The following is a 22,351-nucleotide window of genomic DNA, read 5'->3' on the forward strand; positions in this document are numbered from 1 at the left end:
GGGCCACCGCCGTTGTGGTCACACCGCGACGGCGGGTCGGATGTTCTGGTTCCCGCGGAACACGTTCCCGGGATCAAACTCGCGTTTCACTTCTGCCAGCCGGTTGTAGTTTTCGTCGCCGTAGGCCGCGCGGATCCGGGCCTGGCCTTCGTCGCCGATGAAGTTCAGCCAGACGCCCCCGGTCGCGTAGGGGGAGATGTCCTGGCGGAAGCGTTTGACCCATGCCTTCGCGTCCTGCCCGCCCTGCGGGGTGTCACCCAGGCCGAACGGGTGGCTCACCCAGCTGGCGGTCCGGTTCAGCAGCGGGGTGGCCGCGGCGGCCGGCCCGCTCACCGCCCCGCCCCAATGGGCGATCAATTGCTGGGAGCTTGGTCCCGGGAGATTCCGGGCCGAGTCGATGATGACGTCCAGGGCGTCGTCGGAGAGTTCATCGTGGTAGTCGGCGCTCCAGTAGTTGTACTTGCCCGGCGGGTCGTCCAGGGAGCACTGGAAGTCTGCGTAGCCGGTGTCTTCCACCAGGTCCACAACAGGGCCCAGTTCCCGGTATGCCTTGGCATGTTCTTTGCCTTCCTCGGCATCCCCGGCGAAGACATACACGACGTACACCGCCATCTTGCCCACCATGGCCGCGGGCACGAAGGGTTCCGCCGGTGCAATCCCGTAGATGAGGGTGGCGGACTCTTCGTTGGGAGCCGCGGAGGCCAGGTCCCGGTATCCGCGGCTGAGTTCCGGGGCCGCGTCCCCCGGCCACATCAGCACCCCGGCATGCACGCGTGGCCCCAGCTGATGCAGGCCGAACGTAAACGAGGTGGCGACGCCGAAGTTCCCGCCGCCGCCGTGCAGGGCCCAGAAGAGTTCGGGATTCTCCTGGGCGCTGGCCCTCACCTGCTCGCCGGTGGCGGTGACCAGATCCACGGAGACGAGGTCGTCGCAGGCGAAGCCGAAGGCGCGCTCGAGCCAGCCGGACCCGCCCCCGAGCGTGAAACCCGCGAGCCCGGTCGTGGAGACCCGCCCGCCCGTGATGGCGAGGCCGTATTCCTGGGTGGCGCGGTCAAACTCGCCGCAGGTGAGGCCCGCGCCCACCGTGGCAGTGCGGGCCTCCGGGTCCACCCGCACGGACTTCATCGGACGAACGTCGATCACGAGGCCGCCGTCGTTCATGGACATGCCGGCTACGGAATGGCCGCCGGCCCGGACGGCGACTTCGAAGCCGTGTGTCCGCGCGTACGCCAACGCCTCGGCCACCCCTACCGGGTCGGCGCACGGGGCAATGACGGCCGGATGGCGGTCGATCATCGCGTTGAAGAGTCTTCGTGTTTCGTCGTACTCCGGGTGACCCGGCCTGACCCACCTCATGGCAGTGCTCCCTCGGTGACCGCGGCTCCGCCCCACTTTTCGAGCTTACGACTGCACGCCGGTTGTGGCTACGGCTCGTTGTTTGGCCGGCCGCGCACCGCCAGGTGTTCTGGCGCGGGCGGCTGTCCGCCGGGTGTCCTGGTGCGGGCGGCTGGCGGGAGTGGACGGTGGGTTAGCCGCGGGCGTCGCGGACCGGGTGCTGGCTGACGATGGAAACCCGGTTGAACGCGTTCATCGTAATCGCCAGCCAGCTGACGGCGGAAAATTCTTCGGCAGTCAGGTGCCGCCTGGCCTGTGCGCCTTCGTGGTCGCGGGTATGGGCGTCAGAGATGGTGGTGATGGCCTCGGCCAGCGTCAGGGCTGCGCGTTCCTTTTCGGAGAACAGAGAGGTGTCGCGCCATGCGGGGAGAACGGCCAGGCGCTGGGCCGACTCGCCGTTCTTGACGGCATCGCCCACGTGCATGTCCAGGCAAAAGGCGCAGCCGTTGATCTGCGAAATGCGGACATTGAGCAACTCAATGAGTGTGTCGTCCAGCCCGGCCTCGGTGGCGGCTTCCTTGGCTTTCAGGCCCAGCCCGTTGAGTGCGCGCCAGGCAGCGGGGTGCGCCTTGTCAAGGAATATGCTCCGGTGCCCGGGATCCTGCGGTGCCGTCGTGTCATTCATGGATTCCACAATACCGACGGGCCTCGGCACGGCCCGGAGCGGCGTGTGACAATTTTGTCAAACCTGTGACAAGCTTTGGGGGTGGGAGTGTTTGGTTCGGCGGCCGGCTCCTTGGGGGACCCGGCCGCCGGACCGCTCCTTCTGAGCCGGGCCTCCCCGGGCAGCTACTTTCGAGCCGGGCCAGACTTCGCACCGCCGAGCTCCGCTAGGCCGGGCCTCCTCCTAGCCGGTCCATCTGAGCCGCGCCTTTGAGATGCTCCTTCCTAGCCGTGCCTTCTGAGCCGGTCCTTCCTAGCCGTGCCTTCCGAGCCGGGCCAGGCTTCGCGCCGCCGAGCTCCGCCAGGCCGGGCTTCACGAGTTGATTTTCGCCGGATCCCGCTGGGGGACATGTCCAGTTTTCAGCCAATCGTGCGGCCGCGGGAGGACATGTCCAGTGGCCACGTCCGGCAGCGGGGCACATGTCCACTCTTAAGGTCCGGGGATGGGCACAAAGGGAGTATGTCCACTGGCACGGGGCAGCGGAGGGCATGCCCGGTGGTCACACGTGGCAGCGATGGGCATGTCCAGTTTTTGGGCTATTTTGCGGAGCGGGGGAGGACATGTCCCTTGGTCACATCCGGCAGCGGAGGACATGTCCAGCCTTCAGGTCCGGGGATGGGCACAAAGGGAGTATGTCCACTGGCGCGGGCCAAGGAGGACATGTCCCGCGGACTCACGGGTAAGCAGGAGCAGGAGCAGCGCCAGCAGGGGAAGCCGCCGAAGCCGCACGGGCCAGTTCCGCCCCCGCCGCCTGCATGGCTGCCGGATCTCCGGCCACGATGATGCGGGCAAAGCTGTCTGCGTAGTCGCCGAGGTCCGGATCCACCGATCCCACCACCGCATACACCGGCGTGGTGCCGGCACGGGCCAGGATGGCACCGATGATCTTCCCCTGGCCGGTCTGGGAATCCAGCCGGCCCTCGCCGACCACCACCGCGCTGCTGGCGGCCAGTTGCGCGTCGAAGCCCAGCAGATCCAGGACATAGTCCGCCCCTGAGACCAGGCGGGCGCCGTAACGGGCCCACATTCCGCCGGAGAAGCCACCCGCAGCGCCGGTCCGGTCCACCAGACGGGGATCGCGGCCGTAGTCCCGGGCGAACTCCGCCGCGAGCAGTTCGAGTCTGTGCGTCAGCAGCTCAACCGCGGCCGGCCCGGCTCCCTTCTGCGGCCCGAAAACGCGTGCGGCGTCGGAAAAACGCGTCGTGACATCACTCAGGATCACCAGCTCGGCACCGCGGAGCCCGCAGCGTTCCTCGATCGCGGCGATGGCGCCGGCCCCGCCGTCGGTGGTGGCCGAGCCCCCTGCCGCCACCACGATGCGGCGTGCGCCGTGCCGGGCGGCCTCCGCGATCAGGACGCCGGTGCCGTACGTGCTCGCCGTCAGCGGGTCCCGGCCGCCGGCGGACGGCAGGTTGAGGCCGCTCGCGACGGCCAGTTCGACGACGGCGGTCCCGTCGGCGGTGAGCCCGACCGCCGCCTCGACGGGTTCGCCCCACGGCCCGACCGTGGTGACAAGGACGGGCCGGGCGTCCAGACCGCGGGCGAGGGCCTCGGTGGTGCCCTCGCCGCCGTCGGCCACGGGCAGCTCGCGGGCCGCCGCGCCGGCCGTGCGGATGCCGGCCGCGATGTGCCCGGCCACCTCGGAAGCGGTGAAGGTGCCCTTGAAACTGTCCGGGGCCACCAGGATGCTCATCGGCTCAGAACCCTACGTTTTCCCGGCCCTTGAGCTGCAGCATCTGCCGCGCCTCGTCGGGGGTGGCGACCTCAAAGTTGAGGGCTTCCAGGATGGTGCGGATCCGGGTGACCTGTTCGGCGTTGGACGCGGCGAGCTGGCCGGGACCGATCCACAGGGAATCCTCCAGGCCCACCCGGACGTGGGAGCCCATGGCGGCGCCGATCGTGGCGAGCGGCATCTGGTTCCTGCCGGCGCCCAGGATGGACCACTCGTAGTCCTCGCCGAGCAGGCGGTCCGCCGTGCGGCGCATGTGCATGAGGTCCTCGGGGTGCGCGCCGATGCCGCCGAGCAGGCCGAAGACCGACTGGACGAACAGCGGTCCCCTGGCCAGCCCGCGGCCGTGGAAGTGCGCGAGGTTGTTCAGGTGCGAGATGTCGTAGCACTCGAACTCGAAGCGGGTGCCGTTCTGGTTGCCGATGCCCAGGATGGTCTCGATGTCCTGGAAGGTGTTCTTGAAGACGAGGTCGCGGCTCTTTTCGAGCCCCTCGCGCTCCCAGTCGTGGCCGAACTCGGTGAAGCGGTCCAGCATCGGGTACAGCCCGAAGTTCATCGAGCCCATGTTGAGTGAGGCAAGCTCCGGCTTGAACAGCGCCGCCGGCTGCATCCGCTCCTCGACGCTCATGTGCGGCGAGCCGCCCGTGGTGATGTTGATGACGGCGTCGGTGTTGCGCTTGAGTTTGTCCAGGATCGGGGCGAAGTGCTCGGGGTCCTGGGAGGGGCGGCCGTCCCTGGGGTCGCGGGCGTGCATGTGCACGATCGCGGCGCCTGCCTCGGCGGCGCCGATCGCGGCGTCGGCGATCTCGTCGGGGGAGACGGGCAGGTGCGGGGACATGGACGGGGTGTGGATGGCGCCGGTGACGGCGCTGGTGATGATGACCTTGCGGGCAGCAGCCATGGGAATGTCTCCTTGGTGGGGCGGGGCAGCGTGGGTGCGGGGCGGGCGGCGGCCTGGGGCGGACCGGCTCCCCAGGCAGTTCAGTTCAGGTCAGTAGAGCTTTTCGGTGTTGCCGTCCACGGCGAGTGCCTGGCCGTTGACGTTGCGGGCCATGTCGCTGGCCACGAAGGCGGCCATGTTGGCGATGTCCTCGGCCTCGATCAGCCGGCCCAGCGAGGACTGGTTGTGGTACAGCGCGGACACCTCGTCCGCCGGCAGCTCGAGCATCCGGGCTTTGGCGGCGATCACGGAGTCGATGCGTGGGCCGTTGACGGCGCCGGGGCAGATGGCGTTGACGCGGATGCCGTCCGGGCCAAGTTCGATCGCGAGGGTTTTGGTCAGCCCGACGACGGCCCACTTCGACGCCGAATAGGCGCTGCGGCCGGCCATGCCCAGCCGCCCGGCGGCCGAGGACAGGTTCACGATAGAGGCGCCGCTGCCCTCGCGCAGCAGGGGCAGGGCATGCTTGATGCAGAAGAACTGGCCATGGATGTTGACGTCGAAGGTTGCCTTCCACGCCGCGGCGTCGAGGGATTCCAGGGGCCCGGTGGGACCGGCGATGCCGGCGTTGTTGACGAGGACGTCGAGGCCGCCCATTTCGTCCCGGACGGTGTCCATGAGTTCGCGGACCTGGCCCTCGTCCGAGACGTCGCTGACCGCGGCGAGGAGCCCGTTGACGCGGGCCTTGTCGACGGCGTCGGGGTCGATGTCGGTGACGAAGACGGTGGCGCCGAGTTCCCGGAACTTGCTGGCGATGGCCAGGCCGATGCCGTTCGCTCCGGCGGTGACGAGAATGCGCTTGGCGGTGAAATCCATGAGTAGTCCTTGCAGTGAGATGGCTTGCGAACCCGCTCCGAACGCGCGGCGGGGCGCATCCGGAACGGGCGGTGGGAGCAGTGCGTCAGTGGGCGGCCGGAACAATCGCGGGCTTCTCCGTGCCGCGCTTGAGCAGCAGGGACAGCAGCGCGCCGATGACGCACATGCCCACGATGAACCACAGGCCGGAGAGCTTGGAGCCGGTGGCGTCCTGCATGAAGCCCATGACGTAGGGGCCCAGGAAGCCGCCGCAGAGGCCGATGGTGTTGACGAAGGCGATGCCGCCGGCGAGGGCGGCGCCGCTGAGCCGGGTGGCCGGGTAGGTGAAGAGAATCGGCTGCAGGGCGAAGAAATTGAAGGCGGCGAGGCAGAAGCCGATCATGCCCAGCAGCGGCCCGCCGACGGCGCCGAGGGCGAAGCCGGCGACGATGCCGGTCATGGTGCCGGTGACCAGCATCCGGGAGCGGCGGCCGTCGGTGGCGAAGCGGGGGACCAGCAGGGCGCCCGCCGCGGAGAAGATCCACGGGATGGCCGTCAGCAGGCCGATCTGCAGCGGGCTGAGCTTGCCGTACGTACCGATGATGGAGGGCAGGAAGTAGGACAGGGCGTAGACGGCGATCTGGTGGGTGAAGTAGACGCCGACAACGAGGAGGATCTGCTTGTCCTTCAGGACATCGCGGAGCAGGTGGTTGCCGGAGGCCGCGGCGCCGGCGGTCTCCTCGGCGGCGATGCGGGCCTCGAGATCGGCGGCTTCCTCGGCGGTGAGGAACGTCGCCATGCTGGGGCGGTCCGGGAGCTTCTTCCAGACGACGTAGGCGAGGACGCAGGCCGGGAGTCCTTCGACGAGGAACATCCACTGCCAGCCGTGCAGGCCGCCGAGCCCATCAAAGGTCAGCAGCAGCCCGCCCAGCGGGGCCCCGACAATGTTGGCGATGGAGACGCCGAGCAGGAACATTCCGTTGGCCTTGGCGCGGTCCTTGACCACGAACCACTGCGTCAGGAAGTACATGACGCCCGGGAAGAGTCCGGCCTCGGCCACGCCGAGCAGCATCCGCATGATGTAGAAGGACCATTCGCCCTGGACGAAGGCCATGCCGGCGGAGATGATGCCCCAGGTGATCATGATCCGCATGATCCAGAACCGGGCGCCGACCTTGTGCATGATCAGGTTGGACGGGATTTCGGACAAGGCGTAGGTCAGGAAGAACAGCCCGGCGCCGATGCCGTACGCGGTGGCCGAGATGCCGAGGTCGATCTCCAGCCGGTCCTTGGCCATACCGATGTTGGTGCGGTCCAGGAAGGCCATGATGTAGGCGCCGATCAGCAGCGGCATGACGCGGCGTAAGATCACGCCGTTGATTTCCTGTGGCGTGCGCATCTTCTTTGTTGCGGATACAACTGACATGGGTCGGGGTCCTTGGCTCGTGGGCGGGATAGGTGGTCAGAGCGGGCATGCGGAAAGGGCAAACGGGAGGCAGACGGCCGCGGCAGTGCGCGCGGCGCGTGGTTCGTCAGGGTCGCGGGAATGGGTAGGGCTGGCCGCGGACGGGCCGGCCCGCGTGTAGCGCGGCCTCAGCTGTCAGGAGGCGTGCAGCCGCACGTCCGCCCGACGTGCAGGCGGTGCCGGCACACTTTCGAGGTATAGGTGGCGGACGGGGAATCGATGCGTTTGAGCAGCATGGCGAACGCCTCGTTGGCCATTTCCTGCTGCGGTTGGACAATGCTGGTCAGGTTGATCAGCCCGGAGCGGCTGTGCGGCAGCCCGTCACAGCCGGCGACGGCGACGTCGTCCGGGATGCGCAGGCCGCGCGACAACGCGTATTCCATGACGCCGATGGCAAGCTCGTCGCTGCCGCAGACCACGGCCTGCGGCGGCGTTCCGGCCGAGAAGAGCCGCTCCGCCGCCAGCCGGCCGCCCTCGTTGTTCACCCTGGTGCTGATCTTCCGGTCGCCGCTGATCGTGATGCCCGCCGCGGCGGCTGTGCGGACAAACGCCTGTTCGCGGGCCAGGGAGGCCGTTGAGAACCGGGGGCCGATCACGGTGGCGATTTCGGTGAAGCCGTGGCTGAGCATGTGCTGCATCAGCGTGGTGGCTGCGGCGTCGTCGTCGATCCCGACGAAATCCGAGTCGAGGAAGTCCGCCCGGCGGGACAGGCACACGTAGGGGATGCGGGCCGCCCTCAGGGTGCGGAGCGCGGTGGCGTCGTCCCGGAGCGAGGCGGCCAGGATGATGCCATCGACGTTGCGGTGCGCGAGCGTCGAGGTGACCTGGGCGAGCACCTCCGGATCGTCCTGGGTGGTGGCGACGAACACTTCGTAGCCGGACTCCGCCGCGGCCGTAATGACGCCCTGCGCCCAGCGCGGAAACATCGGATTGATGATGTTCGGCAGGATCAGCCCGATGACCCGGGTCCGCTGCGGGTCGGTTGACTGCGACGGCTTACGGGGCCTGAAGCCGAGCTCGTTCGCCACGTGGATGATGTGGCGTCGGGTCTCGGGCGAGACGCCGCCCTTGCCGTTGAGGACGTAGGAAACCGCAGCCGAGGAAACCCCTGCGGCGCGGGCCACGGCAGCGGCCGAAACCGGCGGTACGGGGCCGTCGACGGTGGCGCTTACGGCGTGTTCGTGCATGTCCGGCCCTCCTTCGCGTCGGTTCGTTTTGCTGTGACCCCAGTTACAGTAAGGAGCCCGCCGATCGTTAAGCAACGTTAAGTCATTCACGCGGGCCGTGCAGACCGACTGCTGCCGGACATGCCCATTGTTCGCGCCCGGGCCGACGGCCGCCGGACATGCCCATTGTTCGCGCCCGGGCCGAGGGGACATGCTCATTGTTCGTGCCCGGGCCGGGGGACACGTCCATTGTTCGCGCCCGGGCCGAGGGGACATGCTCATTGTTCGTGCCCGGGCCGGGGGACACGTCCATTGTTCGCGCCCGGGCCGGGGGACATGTCCAGCCGTGGGCCCGGGCGCTGGGCATGGTGGCACTATGTCCACTCTTCGGGCGCGGGGGAGGGCATGTCCCACGGCGGGCGGGGGTGCCCAGGGGAGGGCATGTCCCGCGGCCGGGGTGCGCGGCAGGGGTGCGCGGCAGGGGTGCGCGGCCGCGGGGCGCACGGTGGCCGCGGGTGGTCGGCCCTAGACAGGCGTTTCGCTGTCGGCAAACATGGAGCCAGCCCCCCTCTTATCAAAGTTGAGCGATGTAGACTCAAGTTTGATATCAGAACCTTTCCGGAAGGAGCCCTCGTTGGACGCCAAATTCACCACCAAGAGCCAGGAGGCCCTCGCTGCGGCCGCCATGAACGCCTCGACCGCGGGCAACCCGCAGGTCGAGCCCGCTCACTTGCTCAAGGCACTCATGGACCAGCGGGAGGGCGTCGCCGTCGCGCTGCTCCGCGCCACCGGTGCCGACCCGGACGCCGTCAGTGTCCAGGCGAGCACCGCCATCAAGGCCCTTCCGTCGACTTCCGGGAGCAGCGTGCAGCAGGCGCAGTTGTCCCGGGCAGGGCTGCAGGCGATCAAGAATGCCCAGAACGAGGCCGAGCGGCTCGGGGACGCCTTTGTTTCCACCGAACACCTGCTGCTGGGCCTTGCCGCCGGGAGCGACGGCGTCGGGAAGCTCCTGCGCGAGGCCGGCGCCTCCCACGAGGCGCTGCTGGCCGCCCTCCCGGGCGTCCGCGGCGACCGCAAAGTGGACAACGCGGACCCGGAAAACTCGTTCCAGGCGCTGGAGAAGTACGGCACGGACCTCACTGCGGTCGCCCGCTCGGGCAAGCTGGACCCTGTGATTGGCCGTGATGCCGAGATCCGGCGGATCATCCAGGTCCTGAGCCGCCGCACCAAGAACAACCCCGTCATCATCGGCGAGCCCGGCGTCGGCAAGACCGCCGTCGTCGAGGGTCTCGCCCAGCGGATCGTGGAAGGCGACGTGCCCGAAAGCCTGCGCGGCAAGACGCTGATCGCCCTGGACCTCGCCTCGATGGTGGCCGGGGCGAAATACCGCGGCGAATTCGAGGAGCGGCTCAAGGCTGTCCTGGAGGAAATCAAGAACTCTGAGGGGCAGATCGTCACGTTCATTGACGAGCTCCACACGGTGGTGGGTGCCGGCGCCACCGGGGACAGCTCGATGGATGCCGGCAACATGCTCAAGCCCATGCTGGCCCGCGGCGAGTTGCGCCTCATCGGTGCGACCACGCTGGACGAGTACCGCGAGAACATCGAAAAGGACCCCGCCCTGGAGCGCCGGTTCCAGCAGGTCTACGTGGGCGAGCCCAGTGTGGAGGACACCATCGGCATTCTGCGCGGCCTCAAGGAACGCTACGAGGCCCACCACAAGGTCTCCATCTCCGACTCCGCCCTCGTAGCGGCCGCGACGCTCTCCAACCGGTACATCTCCGGCCGGCAGCTGCCGGACAAGGCGATCGACCTCGTGGACGAGGCCGCGTCCCGGCTGCGCATGGAAATCGATTCGGCCCCGGAGGAGATCGACCAGCTGCGCCGCCAGGTAGACCGCCTGACCATGGAGGAACTGGCCCTGGCCGGCGAGACCGATCCCGCCTCGGTGGAACGGCTCGCGGCCCTGCGGGCGGACATGGCGGACAAGAAAGAGGAACTCGCGGGCCTGAACGCCCGGTGGGAGGCCGAGAAGGCGGGCCTGAACCGGGTGGGCGACCTGCGGGCCAAGCTTGACGAGCTCCGCTCCGCCGCGGACAAGGCCCAGCGCGAGGGGGACCTGGAGACCGCGTCCAGGATCCTCTACGGCGAGATCCCCGCCCTGGAACGGGAACTGAACGCCGCCGCCGAGGCCGAGGCGGCCGTGCCGGACAAGTCCGGGCAGATGGTGGCCGACCAGGTTACCGCCGACGACATCGCCGAGGTGATTTCGGCCTGGACCGGCATCCCCGCGGGGCGCATGCTCCAGGGCGAGAGCCAGAAGCTGCTGAACATGGAGCACGTGCTGGGCGAGCGGCTGATCGGCCAGAAGCAGGCCGTCGCCGCGGTCTCCGACGCCGTGCGCCGCGCCCGCGCCGGGATCAGCGACCCCAACCGGCCCACCGGCTCCTTCCTGTTCCTCGGCCCCACCGGCGTCGGCAAGACCGAACTCGCCAAGTCCCTCGCGGACTTCCTCTTCGACGACGAGCGCGCGATGGTGCGGATCGACATGTCCGAATATTCGGAGAAGCACTCCGTGGCCCGGCTCGTCGGGGCGCCTCCCGGGTACGTCGGCTATGAGGAGGGCGGCCAGCTTACCGAGGCCGTGCGGCGGCGCCCGTACTCCGTGCTGCTGCTCGACGAAGTGGAAAAGGCCCACCCGGAGGTCTTCGACATCCTCCTGCAGGTGCTCGACGACGGCCGGCTCACCGACGGGCAGGGCCGCACCGTGGACTTCCGCAACGTGATCCTGGTGCTCACCTCGAACCTGGGCAGCCAGTTCCTCGTGGACCCCAACCTCGACGCCGCGGCCAAGAAGAACGCCGTCATGGCCACGGTGAACGCTTCTTTCAAGCCGGAGTTCCTCAACCGGCTCGATGAAGTGGTGCTGTTCGATCCGCTGAGCGTGGAGGAGCTCTCCCGGATCGTGGAACTGCAGGTCAAGGAGCTGGGCGAGCGGCTCAAGGGCCGCCGGCTGAACCTCGAAGTTACCGAGGGTGCCCGCGCCTGGCTGGCCGTATCCGGCTTCGATCCCGCGTACGGCGCGCGGCCGCTGCGCCGCCTGGTGCAGCGCGAGATCGGCGACCGGCTGGCAAAGGCCATCCTGGCCGGCGAAATCGCCGACGGCGACACCGTCCTGGTGGACACCGCGCCGGACCTGATGGAACTCACCATGGGCGGGCTGGGGGACGGGGAGCTGACCAGCGGCGGCGCGGCCACGGGCACCGGGCTCTCGGTCCGGCGCAAGGAGTAGGCGCCGCCGGGCAAGCCTAGGGCAGCAGGGACTCCTTGATGACGTTTCCGCCGTTCGTCGCGGCGTAGCAGTCGACCCGCCGGTCGCCCATCTCCCAGCTGCGCGGGCTCGGGTAGGCCAGCTTGTAGCTCAGGTCGTAGTCGCCGGCCTTTGCCGTGAGCGGAGCCGCCTTGCAGGCATCGCGTGCCTTCTGCTTGAGCTGGTCCCGGCCGGGGTACGAGTCATCTGGCCCGTATTTTTCCACGGCGACCAGCTGCGCCGAGTGGCCGGTGGCGCAATCCACGACGGTGGACTGTTGCGCATCCGGGTCGAAGTCCTTGAAGCAGTCCCGCAGCTGGAAGTCCAGGGGGCTGACGCCCTCCAGCGGCAACGCCCCGCGGCTGGCGGGGGCGGACGCCGACGAAGCGGCGGGGGCCGGGCTGTCGTTTTCCGCGGAGGCCTGGCCGCTGCCGGCAAATGCGGCCGCAGCCCACCAGACCAGAAGCGCAAGCACCACCAGGACGGCCGCGGCCGCGCCGAGCCGCTTTGGCCCCTGCCGGCGGATCCGGCGGACCAGGGGGCGTGCCCGCCGTGAGAGAGCCTTCTTGGTGCGTGAGAGCGCTTTCCTGGCGCCGGCGAACGCGGTGCCGGCAAGGGCCGGGCGCGCGGGTTTCGCCGCTGCGGGTGCCGCCGCAGGATTCGTGGGCCGCGCACGGTCGGCTGTAATGACGGGCAGGGCGGACGTCGGCGGCCTCGAGGGCGGCGGCGGGATGGCCCCGGCGTCGTTCCTTGGATTCTCTTCGGTCACTGAGAAATTCACCACTTCCGTGCGTCTTTGCCGGGGCTGGAAGCCCGGCGTAGCGGCCCTTTTCTGGGCGCACATCACGAAACTCTATCGAAGATGCGCGGCACCGCGCATGCGCCGGTGGCTCCGGCCACCGTTGCGGGAGGCGCCACACTGTCCACAGGGGGCGGGCCGGCGAGCAGTTGGCGCCGAAAGCATGTAATCTAGGTGTACGACAAATTGACCAAACATTCCGGGGCCTCACCTATCGCCAAAAGGTGACCACCTCCGGTCCAAGTACAAAAGGGGGTCACGCCATGGGGCGCGGCCGTCAAAAGGCAAAAGCTACCAAGCAGGCTCGGGACATCAAGTACTACTCCCCGAACACTGACTATTCGGCCCTCCAGCGCGAGCTCACGGGCCCGGGAAGTCGTGCCACGAGCCACTTCGCGGATGACCCGGTTGAACCGGATTATTCAGCGTATGTGGATAAGTACGCGGACGATGTGGAAGACGACGACGACGAGGTTGATTCCCGTCGCATAGGTTAGTCGACGTTTCCTTCCGGCAGTTCTCTCCGGGGGATCCATCCGGCACCGCGGTGCCAGCCAAAGATTTTCGGGCCGCCGGCCACACCTGTAACAGGCGTGGCCGGCGGCCTTTCTTGTGCCCGCAGCCTTCCGTATCCGGGCCGGCCGGCTGGCCCGCGCTGCGCCGCGGATGAGCCGGCGCAGTTGTCACCGGCGGGGCACCGGGCTACGTTGTTCGTGCCGGATTTTCCCGGACGCCACACCGATGCCCCGGAAGGACTGCCATGACCATGCGCAAAGGATTCGCCGAGGGCGAGCTCTGCTGGACAGACCTCCAGACCCCCGACGTGGAGACAGCGAAGGTCTTTTACACGGAGGTTTTCGGCTGGCGGTACGAAGACCTGCCCACTCCCGACGGACGCAGCTACGCGAAAGCCTTCCTGGGCGACGACCTGGTTACCGTGCTCGCTCCGCAGAACGCCCGGCAGGAAGCCGCGGCCGAACCGGGCCGGTGGAACGTGTATTTCGCGGTCGACGACGCCCGGGACCTGGCCGCCGAACTGGCGCATTCCCCCGGGCACCTTGAATTCGGCCCCGAGGAGATCGGTGACACCGGCGTCATGGTCTTCTTCGCCCCGCCCGGCGGCGGAACCACCGGGGCCTGGCAGGCCGGCAGCCACATCGGAGCCGGCCGGAGCCAGGAGGCGGGCACCTTGGCCTGGGCTGAACTGCTCACGCCGGAACCGCAGGCCGCCGTCGGCTTCTTCCAGCAGCTCTTCGGGCACGACGTCACCGAATACCCCCAGGACGACGGCGGCACCTACACCACGCTCATGGTGGGCGGTGCCGAGGTGGCCGGCATCGCCCGGGTTCCCGGCGACGCGCAGGACACCCTCGAGCCGGGGTGGCAGGTCTACTTCGGCGTCTCCAACGTCGCAGTGGCGGTGCAGGCTGCGATGGCCGCGGGCGGCGTCGTGCTGATCGAACCGGATGAGATCGAGGAAGCCGGCACCATCGCCACCCTCAAGGATCCGCAGGGCGGCGTCTTCAGCCTGCTGGAGGTTTAGGACCGCGGCTTAATCGGATCGAGTGCTTCCCACCGGCTCCCTCGCCTCGCAAGCTCGGCCAGGGAACCCTGCCGGCGTGGGACCGGCTGCCGTTTTGAGACCTCAAAACGGCTGGGGAGCACTCGACGTGGGTCGGGCCCGTTTAGGCGTAGGCGTTGACCAGCCGGACGGCGCCGCCGTCGACGCCCTTGGCGCCCTGGACGTAATCCGGGCCGGTCTTGAGGGCCGCATCCGAGTTCTGCTCGACGGTGCCCATGATCCAGGACGGCAGGCCGCGGTCGTTGAGCCGGTTCACGGCGGCGTCGGCCGCTTCCGGCGAAACAATGGCGACCATGCCCACGCCCAGGTTCAGGGTGCGCTCGAGGTCGGCCAGCGGGACGTTGCCGAGCTCGGAAACCAGCTTGAAGATGGCCGGGAGCTCCCAGGTGGAGCGGTCGACGGTGGCCAGCAGGCCCTGCGGGAGGACGCGGGCGAGGTTGGCTGCGAGGCCGCCGCCGGTCACGTGGCTGAAGCCGTGGACGGCCTTGCCGCCCGCGGAGCCGTTCACCGGGAAGGTGCGGGCGAGGTCCAGGCAGTCCGCGGCGTAGACGCGGGTGGGCTCGAGGAGCTCCTCGCCCAGGGTGCGGCCTAGCTCGGAGACCTGGCGGTCCAGGGCCCAGCCGGCGTGGTTGATGACGCGGCGGACCAGTGAGTAGCCGTTGGAGTGCAGGCCCGAGGAGGCCATGCCGATCACCACGTCGCCGGCGCGGACGCGGTCCGGGCCGAGCAGCTGGTCGGCCTCGACAACGCCGGTGGCGGCACCGGCGACGTCGTACTCGTGTTCCCCGAGCAGGCCGGGGTGTTCGGCGGTTTCGCCGCCCACCAGGGCGGTGCCGGCGACCGAGCAGGCGGCCGCGATGCCGCGGACGATGTCGGCGATGCGCTCCGGGACCACCTTGCCGCAGGCGATGTAGTCGGTCATGTACAGCGGCTCGGCGCCCACGACGACGATGTCGTCCACCACCATGCCGACGAGGTCGTAGCCGATGGTGTCGTGGATGTCCATGGCCTGGGCGATTGCCACTTTGGTGCCGACGCCGTCGGTGGAGGTGGCCAGCAGCGGGCGCCTGTAGGTAAGCAGCCGGGAGACGTCGTAGAGGCCAGCGAACCCGCCGACGCCGCCGATCACCGAGGCGTTGTGGGTGGCCTTGACGGCGTCCTTCATGAGTTCGACGGCGCGGTCTCCCGCTTCGACGTCGACGCCGGCGGAGGCGTAGGTGATGCCGGCGTTCTGGGCGGCGTTCATGTCAGCGGCCGGGGAGGCGGAAGTCATACTGGCTCTTTCTTGTCGGCTGTGGTGACGCGGTCGGCATCGGTGAGCAGTTCTTCGAATTCGGAGTCCGGCCCCGGATCGCAGCCGGTGGCGCCGGCCTTCTCGGCCGGATCGTCGGCGATGGAGGTGCCGGGTTCGGCGTCGGAGGCGGCACCGGAGGGCGCCGCGGCGGAATCAGCCGCGCCGGCGGCGGTTGGGAGGCCGCCGAGGTCGGTGCGCTCGAGCAGGTTCTTGCCGAGCTTGTCAGCGCCGGGCAGCTCAATCGGGTACTTGCCGGTGAAGCAGGCGGTGCAGAGACGCTCGCGCGGCTGGCGGGTGGCGTCGATCATGCCGTCTTCGGAAATGTAGGCGAGCGAGTCGGCGCCGATGGCCTGGGTGATCTCGTCGATGGTGGCGCCGTTGGCGATCAGTTCCGCCCGGGAGGCGAAGTCGATGCCGTAGAAGCAGGGCCACTTGACCGGCGGGGAGGAAATCTTGATGTGGACGCTTGCGGCGCCCGCCTCCCGGAGCATCCGCACGATGGCGCGCTGGGTGTTGCCGCGGACGATCGAGTCGTCCACCACGACGACACGCTTGCCGCGGATCACGGATTCGAGGGCGTTGAGCTTGAGCCGGATGCCGAGCTGGCGCAGCGTCTGCGAGGGCTGGATGAACGTGCGGCCCACGTAGGAGTTCTTGACGAAGCCGTGCGCGAAGGGGATGCCGGATTCTTCGGCGTAGCCCACCGCCGCGGGGGTGCCGGATTCGGGCACGGGAATGACGATGTCCGCTTCCTGGGTGTTTTCGCGGGCCAGCTGGCGGCCCATTTCGACGCGGGATTCGTACACCGAGCGGCCCGCAATGGAGGCGTCCGGGCGGGCGAGGTAGACGTATTCGAAAACGCAGCCGGCCGGCGTCGCCTCGGCGAAGCGCTGCGAGCGGACGCCGTCCTCGTCGATCGCGATGAATTCGCCGGGTTCGATTTCGCGGATGAAACTGGCGCCGACGGTGGCGAGGGCGGACTGCTCGGAGGCAACCACCCAGCCGCGTTCAAGCCGGCCCAGGCACAGCGGGCGGATCCCGTAGGTGTCGCGGGCCGCGTAGAGGGTGCCCTCATCCATGAAGACGAAGCAGAAACCGCCCTTGATCATGGGCAGCAGCTCCATGGCCGTCTGCTCCAGGGACTTGCCCTCTTCGCCCTCCAGGAGCGCGGTCACCAGCGCGGTGTCGGAGGTGTTGCCCTGCTTCATCTCGCCGCTGAGGTTTCCGCCGTTGCGGTCCTCGATCATCGCCTTGAGCTCGGCCGTGTTGGTCAGGTTGCCGTTGTGGGCCAGGGCCACGGTGCCCGTGGACGTCGCGCCCAGGGTGGGCTGGGCGTTGGCCCAGTGGCTCGCACCGGTAGTGGAATAGCGGCAGTGGCCGACGGCCAGGTGCCCGGTCAGGGTGTTCAGCGTGGTCTCGTCGAAGACCTGGGAAACGAGGCCCATGTCCTTGTAGACGTTGATCCGCTTGCCGTCGCTGGTTGCTATGCCAGCCGACTCCTGACCGCGGTGCTGCAGTGCATACAGCCCGTAGTAGGTGAGTTTTGCTACTTCTTCACCGGGTGCCCAGACCCCAAAGACGCCGCATGCGTCCTGAGGGCCTTTTTCGCCTGGGAGAAGATCATGAGAAAGTTTTCCATCGCCGCGTGCCACTGGTCGATTATCTCACGATGTGCGCTAAGACTTTTCCGGCGGCCGGTTTATGACCTGACGCCCTTCAGCGGTGGTTCCCGTCGCGGCCCTCGTCGTCGTCGGCGTCCGGTGCGGATTCGACGACGGCGTGCTCGGCGCGGTGGACGCTCCGCCGGTCCAGGACGAGGGCGATCGCGGCACCCACGATGACGCCGCCGGCCGCGCAGAGGACCATGAAGAAGCCGAAGACCGAGGAACGGTCGAAGCTCGGGTCACCGGGCAGGGCGTAGGCGATGATGGCCGCGACGGCCACGCCCAGGAGCCCGCCCAGGATCAGGAAGGGCACATATTTCGGGGCCCGGCGGACGGTGACCTCGCGGCGCTCCGGAACGCCGCCCTGAACGTTGCCCTGTGCCGGTTCCCGCTGGGGGTCGTTGCCTGCTGTGCCGGGGGTTTCGTGGGGAGACATGCCGTTAAGCCTACTGCCCTTCGACTCATTGCCGCGGACCGCATCCCAGAGCAGACTAGGGCTAGGTACAGACGAGCTAAGGATCCGCCATGTTAGCCTCAGCCGACCGTGTTCGTGAGGAGCAGCGCTTGCTCTGGGATGAGTTCTCGGCGGGCTGGAAGAAATGGGACGCGGAACTGCTCGGCTGGCAGGCCCCGTTCGGCGACGCCCTCCGCCAGGAGCTCTGGCTCCGCCCCGACTCAGTGGTGCTGGACGTCGCGGCAGGCACGGGGGAGCCCGGCCTGAACGTGGCCGCGCAGGTGCCGGAAGGCCGTGTGGTCCTGACTGACATTTCGGCCGGAATGCTCCGGGTGGCCGAGGAGAAGGCATCGGCCCGGCGCCTGAACAACCTGGACTTTCAAGTGTGCGATTCGGCCGCCCTGCCGTTCCGCAACAACACATTCGACGCCGTGTACAGCCACTTCGGCTTGATGTTCTTCCCGGTGATGTCCGCGGCCATGGCAGAGATGGCGCGCACCGCGAGGCCGGGCGCCCGGGTGGGCGCCGTCGTCTGGGGACGCGCGGCGGCAAACCCCTGGGCCAGCCTGATCCTGGGCACAATTGCCCGGCACCGGGAACTGCCCATTCCGCCCGCCGGGACTCCCGGGCTGTTCCGCTGCGCACCCACTGGGTTCATGACCCGGATGTTCAAGGAGGCCGGGCTCGCCGAGGTGGCCGAGCACCAGGTCAGCACCGACCTGGTGCACGAATCCCCGGAGAGCTACTGGGAGTTCATGACCGACATCGCGACCACCGTGGCGATGGGCCTGGCCAAGGCGGACGCGGAGTCGCGGGCCCTGATCCGCTCGGATGTGTTCGCTCTGCTGGGCCGCTACGAGCACGACGGCGCGATCCGGCTCCGGTCCACCGCCACCGTGGTGGCGGGGACCAAGGTGTAGCCCGGCGGGCGTCCCAGGCCCGTTTTCGCGGCGTTTTCGGACAGGGGCTGCGGTTTCGGACGGGCGCGCCGGGGATCCGCGCTGCACGGGTCCGATTTCGTAGCGAATTCCCGGGAACGTGGCGGGATCAGCGCCGGCAGGACGGGAGCGGCCGCCGGGGAACGCCAGCCGCCGCCAGAAATGTGCCGAATGTTCCGGGATTGGCCAGCTCCGACCACGTCCAACGGATCACCCGGCGGCCGGTGGCACGAATCCGGTCCTCCCGGCGTTTCTCGTCGGTGAGGGCCTCTGCTGGGGTCCGGCCCTGGAGATACTCCGCCTTGCGGTACTTCACGAGGCCGTCGAACTCTCCGCAAAGCTGATCATCGGGCCAGTCAAAGTCAGTGAACGCCACCAGCCCCCGGGCATCACGAACTTCGACCTGGAGGAGCGGGATCCGGAAGCCGAGCCGGTACATCAGAGCGCGGCTCACCGATTCTCCAGGGGAGCCGGATGCAGGATCAGCAAACTGCAGGGCGGTCCGGATCCGCCGGGCCGCGGCTGCCGTGTAGTTGCCGCCAATGCCGGCGTCGAGTTCCCCGCGGCTGAGCGGTGCCAGGTTGCCAGGCCGCGGCCCCAGGACATGGTCGAATACTGCGACGCCCTGCTCAAACGATTCGAAGGCGGCCAGGTCCAGTGCTGTCCGGACACGGTCTGTGACCAGGAGCCCGTGACGTTCCTCGATCTGCACCGAGCCCAAATCGACCAGATGCCGGCGGACCCCGGCGCGCGAGCGCCCGCCGCCGCCGTCGGACGTGCAGGCATGCACCAGATGGCTGTGGCCCAGAACCGGCATGTCCCACAGCACAGCGGAGGACTGGCGGCAGAAGACGGTCCGGCTCCGCAATGTGGAAGCAGCCGCCCGGATGAGGACCCGATTCCTGTCCCACGGCGGCAGCGCCTCCCACTCGTGGGCCCGGACGTACACGCCCTGCCTTATGCGCCGGAGCTGCCCGGCTTTCGCCTGCCGTGCAAGGCCCCGTGCGTCCTGGCCGAGGCGCGCGAGGTCGCTGCTGAGAATCAGTCGGGGTAGGTCCATGCCCCGATGGTGGCCCGCGCTGCGGGGCCGGACAACCACCTGCGGGGCGGATGTGGAAAACTACTCCGCTGCGGCTTCGGACCGGCGCGCAGCTATGGGAACCGCGCGCCGCGGATCCGTGCTGCATCTGTCCGATTCCGCCGCGGTGGTCCGAATCCGCCCCGAGAACGCCGCGAGAACGCCGTGGAGCGGTGCGTCGTCAGACGCCCAGCGCTTCCTTCAGCGACGCCACGTGGCCCTGGGCCTTGACCTGGTACTGCGCCAGTTTGACCTTGCCCTCGGGGTCCAGCACCACGGTGGAGCGGACGATGCCCTCCGTGACCTCGCCGTGGACCAGCTTCTCGCCCCACGCGCCGTAGGCGAGGGCCACGGCGTGGTCCTCGTCGGCCAGGAGCGGGAAGGTCAGGGCGAAGTCGCCGGTGAAATGGGCCAGGGCATCGGGGGCGTCGGGGGAGATGCCCAGGACCTCGTAGCCGGAGCCCTGCAGGGACGCGAGGTTGTCGCGGAAATCGCACGCCTCGGTGGTGCAGCCGGGGGTTGCCGCCTGCGGGTAGAAGTACACAATGACGTTCTTGCCGCGGTAGTCGGCCAGGGCAACCGGCTTGCCTTCGGCGTCAGGCAGGGTGAAATCCGGGGCCGGGGTGCCCGGCTGAAGCTTGACGGTCATGTTTGCGCTCATGATGATCCTTCGGGGGTGGACAACGGGTCTGTGATGCACAACATCGTGGACCGAGGCTGTATTCCGCCGCCTGGGTCTGGCAAGGACCCGTCCGGGGCGGCTTTGGCAGGCTTGGGGCCGACAGCTTTTTCATAGCTCCGGCATAGCTGCCGTAGCTAGATTGAAGTCATTATGGAACAGCGAAATCCACAGCAGCGACGATTTGGATTCGGGCGCACTTCCGGCCGCGGGCGCGTCGAGTGACCGTCCGGCCACGGGCCTTGATGGGTGCGGTCTGTGCAGCAGTGCTCGCGGTCGTCCTGGCCGCAGGTATCTATTCCTTTGCGCAAGCCCGCTTGACGGCGGCGAATCCCACGGCGGCGAATCCCACGACGACGTCGGCCGCGCCGTCTGCCGCGACGACGGCTGAGGCCGGTGCTTCGCCGTCAGCCAGTCTCAATCCGGCGGTCCCGGCGGTCCCGGCGTCGAGCGCGGTGGACGCTGCCCTGGACGCGCGCATCCAGGCCATTCTCGCTGCCAACAGCCAGTACCAGATCGGCGTGGCGCTGATCGGCCTCTCCCAGGGCGCCGGTACCGCGGACGTCCACGAATACGGTGTCCGGGAGAAATTCGTGGCCGCGAGCACAGCCAAAGTCCTGGCCGCGGCGGCTTACTACCACCTGGTCGAAACCGGGGCGGCCAGCCTCGATGGCCCTTTGGGGAGCTACACCGCCGGCTTCCAGCTCCGGGAGATGATCCAGCAGAGCGACAACGACTCGTGGTCGCTGATCATGGATGCCGTGGGCCACGAGGAGCTGACGGAGTACGCGGCATCGCTGGGCGTGAGCTATGACCCGGAAACCAACACGCTGACACCGGCGGAAATGGCGACCATCGTCTCCCGCCTCTACTCCGGGACGCTCCTGAACGCCGACCACACCGCCGAGCTGTTGTCCTATATGCAGGACACCAACTACGAAACGCTCATTCCCGCCGCCGTTCCGGAAGGGATCACGGTCTTCCACAAGTACGGGCTCCTGGGCGGTGAGCTGCACGACGCCGGCATCCTCGCCCGGGACGGCACCGCATACGCGCTGGTCATCTACACCAAGGGCCAGGACCTGAGCGACGTCCCGGAACGCACTGAAGTGATCCATCAGCTGACGCAGGCGGTGGCGGGCGCCCTCTTCTAGGCCGTTTCCAGCCCGCGCATGTCCGGGTCCGCCCGCATGGCGTCCGAGCCCCTAGATGCCAAGCTCCTCCCGCAGCGCCCGCACGTGGCCCTGCGGACTGACGTGGTATTGCGCCAAGACCACGTTGCCATCGGGACCGACAACCACGGTGGACCGGACCGTGCCTTCGCGGACCTCGCCGTCCATCAGCTTCTCGCCCCAGGCGCCGTACGCGAGGGCCACAGCGTGGTCTTCGTCCGCGAGAAGGGGGAACGTGAGCGCATGTTCCGCGGCAAAGGCGGACAGGGCCTCCCGGGCGTCGGGTGAGATGCCAAGGACCTCGAAGCCTGCGCCGTGGAGGGCAGCGAGGCTGTCTCGGAAGTCGCAAGCCTCGGTGGTGCACCCGGGAGTGGCTGCGCGGGGGTAGAAGTAGATGATGACGCTTTTGCCGCGATAATCGGCCAGGGAGATCCGGCGGCCCGCAGCATCTGGCAGCGTGAACCCGGGTGCTGGATCTTCGCTGTGCAGCTTAGTGATGGCGTGCAGCTTGGTGGTCACGGTGGCTTGCATGCAGTTCCTTCGATCGAGGGTCGGGATGGTTGTGGCAGCGGAGCTCAGATGCTGTATTCCGCTGGTCCGCGGACCGTCGCCCGCGGACCGGGGACGAAGCGGTAGCCGCCGCTGCGGACGGTGACGACGGCGTGCCGGCAGCCCTTGAGTTTCCGGCGCAACCGGCCGACGTACACGTCGATGGACCGGGTTGCCGCGCCCGGGGTGTCGAACGCGTCGAGGCAAAGCTGCAGCTCCTGCCGGCTGACCGTGCGGGAGCAGTTCTGCACGAGACATCTCAGAAGCGTGAACTCCAGATCCGTCAGGGGCACCCGCTCTCCATCCAGCCTGGCGTCTCCGGCCGCGAGGTCGACGGCGAGCCGGCTGATGCTGCCGGGGACGGGCTCCAGGCCCGCCCCGCCGGTGTCCCCGGCGGGATCTGCTGTTCCCGCCGGGGTGCCGTCGTCTCCGGGGGACCGGACGACGGCGGATGTTGCGGCTCCGGCGGCGGGCCTAAAGTGGACTTCCGCCTCCGGGGCACATCTGAGGGCGCGGCCGAGCACGAGTTCGGCCGCGCGGGCCAGGCACACCGGGTCAACGTCGGAGTCGTCCGGCACCGTGACCCAGACCGCCAGTCCCTTCGCGGTGAGGCCGGCCTGCCGTGCCTGCCCGTTATGCCGGGCCCGTCCGTGAACGGCGGGCGGGGTGCCGGCCACG

Annotated in this window: 21 protein-coding genes; 5 read left to right on the forward strand and 16 right to left on the reverse strand. The window is 68.7% G+C overall.

The genetic code is table 11. The features are described 5' to 3' along the window. Positions 1-18: 18 nt before the first annotated feature. From AC1DNG_RS08540 to AC1DNG_RS08570, 7 genes are all read right to left on the reverse strand, one after another. The gene (locus AC1DNG_RS08540; protein WP_476887135.1) at positions 19-1,356 is read right to left on the reverse strand and encodes an FAD-binding oxidoreductase; all 1,338 of its coding nucleotides are present in this window, start codon (positions 1,354-1,356) and stop codon (positions 19-21) included. Positions 1,357-1,528: 172 nt separating this feature from the next. Continuing rightward, on the reverse strand, positions 1,529-2,020 hold the full coding sequence (locus tag AC1DNG_RS08545; RefSeq protein WP_476860200.1) for a carboxymuconolactone decarboxylase family protein: 492 nt from the start codon (positions 2,018-2,020) through the stop codon (positions 1,529-1,531). Between the two features lie 712 nt (positions 2,021-2,732). Beyond that, on the reverse strand, positions 2,733-3,752 hold the full coding sequence (locus AC1DNG_RS08550; protein ID WP_476887136.1) for a glycerate kinase: 1,020 nt from the start codon (positions 3,750-3,752) through the stop codon (positions 2,733-2,735). A gap of 4 nt (positions 3,753-3,756) precedes the next feature. Then, positions 3,757-4,689 (reverse strand): 3,5-dioxohexanoate:acetyl-CoA acetone transferase, encoded by a 933-nt coding sequence (gene kce, locus AC1DNG_RS08555; RefSeq protein WP_028275471.1) that lies wholly within the window; start codon positions 4,687-4,689, stop codon positions 3,757-3,759. Between the two features lie 90 nt (positions 4,690-4,779). Next, positions 4,780-5,544 (reverse strand): SDR family oxidoreductase, encoded by a 765-nt coding sequence (locus AC1DNG_RS08560; protein WP_476856980.1) that lies wholly within the window; start codon positions 5,542-5,544, stop codon positions 4,780-4,782. A gap of 85 nt (positions 5,545-5,629) precedes the next feature. Next, positions 5,630-6,949 carry an MFS transporter gene (locus AC1DNG_RS08565; RefSeq protein ID WP_476849780.1) on the reverse strand — a complete coding sequence of 440 codons (1,320 nt, stop codon included), beginning with the start codon at positions 6,947-6,949 and terminating at the stop codon, positions 5,630-5,632. Positions 6,950-7,116: 167 nt separating this feature from the next. Further along, on the reverse strand, positions 7,117-8,175 hold the full coding sequence (locus AC1DNG_RS08570) for a LacI family DNA-binding transcriptional regulator (protein ID WP_230008957.1): 1,059 nt from the start codon (positions 8,173-8,175) through the stop codon (positions 7,117-7,119). Positions 8,176-8,788: 613 nt separating this feature from the next. Here AC1DNG_RS08570 and clpB point away from each other — a divergent pair. Next, positions 8,789-11,446: an ATP-dependent chaperone ClpB gene (clpB, locus tag AC1DNG_RS08575; RefSeq protein WP_476887137.1), complete on the forward strand. Its 2,658-nt coding sequence runs from the start codon at positions 8,789-8,791 to the stop codon at positions 11,444-11,446. Positions 11,447-11,462: 16 nt separating this feature from the next. Here the strand turns inward: clpB and AC1DNG_RS08580 are convergent, their stop codons facing one another. Beyond that, the gene (locus AC1DNG_RS08580; RefSeq protein ID WP_476887138.1) at positions 11,463-12,233 is read right to left on the reverse strand and encodes a septum formation family protein; all 771 of its coding nucleotides are present in this window, start codon (positions 12,231-12,233) and stop codon (positions 11,463-11,465) included. A gap of 293 nt (positions 12,234-12,526) precedes the next feature. Here AC1DNG_RS08580 and AC1DNG_RS08585 point away from each other — a divergent pair, with 293 nt between their 5' ends. Next, positions 12,527-12,760, forward strand: a complete 234-nt coding sequence (locus AC1DNG_RS08585) for a DUF3073 domain-containing protein (RefSeq protein ID WP_018774150.1) — start codon at positions 12,527-12,529, stop codon at positions 12,758-12,760. A 263-nt stretch (positions 12,761-13,023) separates the two neighbouring features. Next, complete coding sequence (locus AC1DNG_RS08590) at positions 13,024-13,806, forward strand: VOC family protein (RefSeq protein WP_476887139.1); 783 nt, start codon at positions 13,024-13,026, stop codon at positions 13,804-13,806. Between the two features lie 142 nt (positions 13,807-13,948). Here the strand turns inward: AC1DNG_RS08590 and purM are convergent, their stop codons facing one another. The 3 genes from purM to AC1DNG_RS08605 form a co-directional block, all read right to left on the reverse strand. Continuing rightward, the gene (purM, locus tag AC1DNG_RS08595; protein ID WP_476856976.1) at positions 13,949-15,118 is read right to left on the reverse strand and encodes a phosphoribosylformylglycinamidine cyclo-ligase; all 1,170 of its coding nucleotides are present in this window, start codon (positions 15,116-15,118) and stop codon (positions 13,949-13,951) included. After that, on the reverse strand, positions 15,115-16,791 hold the full coding sequence (purF, locus tag AC1DNG_RS08600) for an amidophosphoribosyltransferase (RefSeq protein ID WP_476871832.1): 1,677 nt from the start codon (positions 16,789-16,791) through the stop codon (positions 15,115-15,117). The genes purM and purF overlap by 4 nt, the downstream gene beginning before the upstream one ends. 64 nt (positions 16,792-16,855) lie before the next feature. Beyond that, a complete protein-coding gene (locus AC1DNG_RS08605; protein ID WP_476887140.1) occupies positions 16,856-17,239 on the reverse strand; it encodes a hypothetical protein in 384 nt (127 codons plus the stop codon). Between the two features lie 89 nt (positions 17,240-17,328). On the opposite strand from AC1DNG_RS08605, the gene AC1DNG_RS08610 reads away from it, so the two are divergent. Next, positions 17,329-18,177: a class I SAM-dependent methyltransferase gene (locus tag AC1DNG_RS08610; RefSeq protein ID WP_476887141.1), complete on the forward strand. Its 849-nt coding sequence runs from the start codon at positions 17,329-17,331 to the stop codon at positions 18,175-18,177. A gap of 127 nt (positions 18,178-18,304) precedes the next feature. Here AC1DNG_RS08610 and AC1DNG_RS08615 read toward each other — a convergent pair whose 3' ends face one another. The 3 genes from AC1DNG_RS08615 to AC1DNG_RS08625 form a co-directional block, all read right to left on the reverse strand. Beyond that, positions 18,305-19,255: a hypothetical protein gene (locus tag AC1DNG_RS08615; protein ID WP_476887142.1), complete on the reverse strand. Its 951-nt coding sequence runs from the start codon at positions 19,253-19,255 to the stop codon at positions 18,305-18,307. A gap of 199 nt (positions 19,256-19,454) precedes the next feature. Then, complete coding sequence (gene bcp / locus AC1DNG_RS08620; RefSeq protein ID WP_223913421.1) at positions 19,455-19,934, reverse strand: thioredoxin-dependent thiol peroxidase; 480 nt, start codon at positions 19,932-19,934, stop codon at positions 19,455-19,457. A 313-nt stretch (positions 19,935-20,247) separates the two neighbouring features. After that, positions 20,248-20,433 carry a hypothetical protein gene (locus AC1DNG_RS08625; RefSeq protein WP_476871836.1) on the reverse strand — a complete coding sequence of 62 codons (186 nt, stop codon included), beginning with the start codon at positions 20,431-20,433 and terminating at the stop codon, positions 20,248-20,250. Between AC1DNG_RS08625 and AC1DNG_RS08630 the strand changes: the two genes are divergently transcribed. Beyond that, positions 20,408-21,106, forward strand: a complete 699-nt coding sequence (locus tag AC1DNG_RS08630; protein WP_476887143.1) for a serine hydrolase — start codon at positions 20,408-20,410, stop codon at positions 21,104-21,106. The two genes, AC1DNG_RS08625 and AC1DNG_RS08630, sit on opposite strands and share 26 nt — an antisense overlap. Positions 21,107-21,157: 51 nt before the next feature. Here AC1DNG_RS08630 and AC1DNG_RS08635 read toward each other — a convergent pair whose 3' ends face one another. Together AC1DNG_RS08635 and AC1DNG_RS08640 are read right to left on the reverse strand one after the other, a co-directional pair. Further along, a complete protein-coding gene (locus tag AC1DNG_RS08635; RefSeq protein ID WP_476887144.1) occupies positions 21,158-21,655 on the reverse strand; it encodes a peroxiredoxin in 498 nt (165 codons plus the stop codon). A 44-nt stretch (positions 21,656-21,699) separates the two neighbouring features. After that, positions 21,700-22,350 carry a winged helix-turn-helix domain-containing protein gene (locus tag AC1DNG_RS08640; protein ID WP_476887145.1) on the reverse strand — a complete coding sequence of 217 codons (651 nt, stop codon included), beginning with the start codon at positions 22,348-22,350 and terminating at the stop codon, positions 21,700-21,702. Between the last annotated feature and the right edge of the window lies 1 nt (position 22,351).

The sequence above is a fragment of the Arthrobacter sp. 01T425 genome, from assembly GCF_056398725.1.

Excerpts from the sequence above, each read along its gene's own strand:
- AC1DNG_RS08540 (WP_476887135.1), bottom strand. The coding sequence starts at position 1,356 with ATGAGGTGGGTCAGGCCGGGTCACCCGGAGTACGACGAAACACGAAGA.
- AC1DNG_RS08545 (WP_476860200.1), bottom strand. The coding sequence starts at position 2,020 with ATGAATGACACGACGGCACCGCAGGATCCCGGGCACCGGAGCATATTC.
- AC1DNG_RS08550 (WP_476887136.1), bottom strand. The coding sequence starts at position 3,752 with ATGAGCATCCTGGTGGCCCCGGACAGTTTCAAGGGCACCTTCACCGCT.
- kce (WP_028275471.1), bottom strand. The coding sequence starts at position 4,689 with ATGGCTGCTGCCCGCAAGGTCATCATCACCAGCGCCGTCACCGGCGCC.
- AC1DNG_RS08560 (WP_476856980.1), bottom strand. The coding sequence starts at position 5,544 with ATGGATTTCACCGCCAAGCGCATTCTCGTCACCGCCGGAGCGAACGGC.
- AC1DNG_RS08565 (WP_476849780.1), bottom strand. The coding sequence starts at position 6,949 with ATGTCAGTTGTATCCGCAACAAAGAAGATGCGCACGCCACAGGAAATC.
- AC1DNG_RS08570 (WP_230008957.1), bottom strand. The coding sequence starts at position 8,175 with ATGCACGAACACGCCGTAAGCGCCACCGTCGACGGCCCCGTACCGCCG.
- AC1DNG_RS08585 (WP_018774150.1), top strand. The coding sequence starts at position 12,527 with ATGGGGCGCGGCCGTCAAAAGGCAAAAGCTACCAAGCAGGCTCGGGAC.
- AC1DNG_RS08590 (WP_476887139.1), top strand. The coding sequence starts at position 13,024 with ATGACCATGCGCAAAGGATTCGCCGAGGGCGAGCTCTGCTGGACAGAC.
- purM (WP_476856976.1), bottom strand. The coding sequence starts at position 15,118 with ATGACTTCCGCCTCCCCGGCCGCTGACATGAACGCCGCCCAGAACGCC.
- AC1DNG_RS08605 (WP_476887140.1), bottom strand. The coding sequence starts at position 17,239 with ATGTCTCCCCACGAAACCCCCGGCACAGCAGGCAACGACCCCCAGCGG.
- AC1DNG_RS08610 (WP_476887141.1), top strand. The coding sequence starts at position 17,329 with ATGTTAGCCTCAGCCGACCGTGTTCGTGAGGAGCAGCGCTTGCTCTGG.
- AC1DNG_RS08615 (WP_476887142.1), bottom strand. The coding sequence starts at position 19,255 with ATGGACCTACCCCGACTGATTCTCAGCAGCGACCTCGCGCGCCTCGGC.
- bcp (WP_223913421.1), bottom strand. The coding sequence starts at position 19,934 with ATGAGCGCAAACATGACCGTCAAGCTTCAGCCGGGCACCCCGGCCCCG.
- AC1DNG_RS08625 (WP_476871836.1), bottom strand. The coding sequence starts at position 20,433 with ATGCGCGCGTCCAGGGCAGCGTCCACCGCGCTCGACGCCGGGACCGCC.
- AC1DNG_RS08635 (WP_476887144.1), bottom strand. The coding sequence starts at position 21,655 with ATGCAAGCCACCGTGACCACCAAGCTGCACGCCATCACTAAGCTGCAC.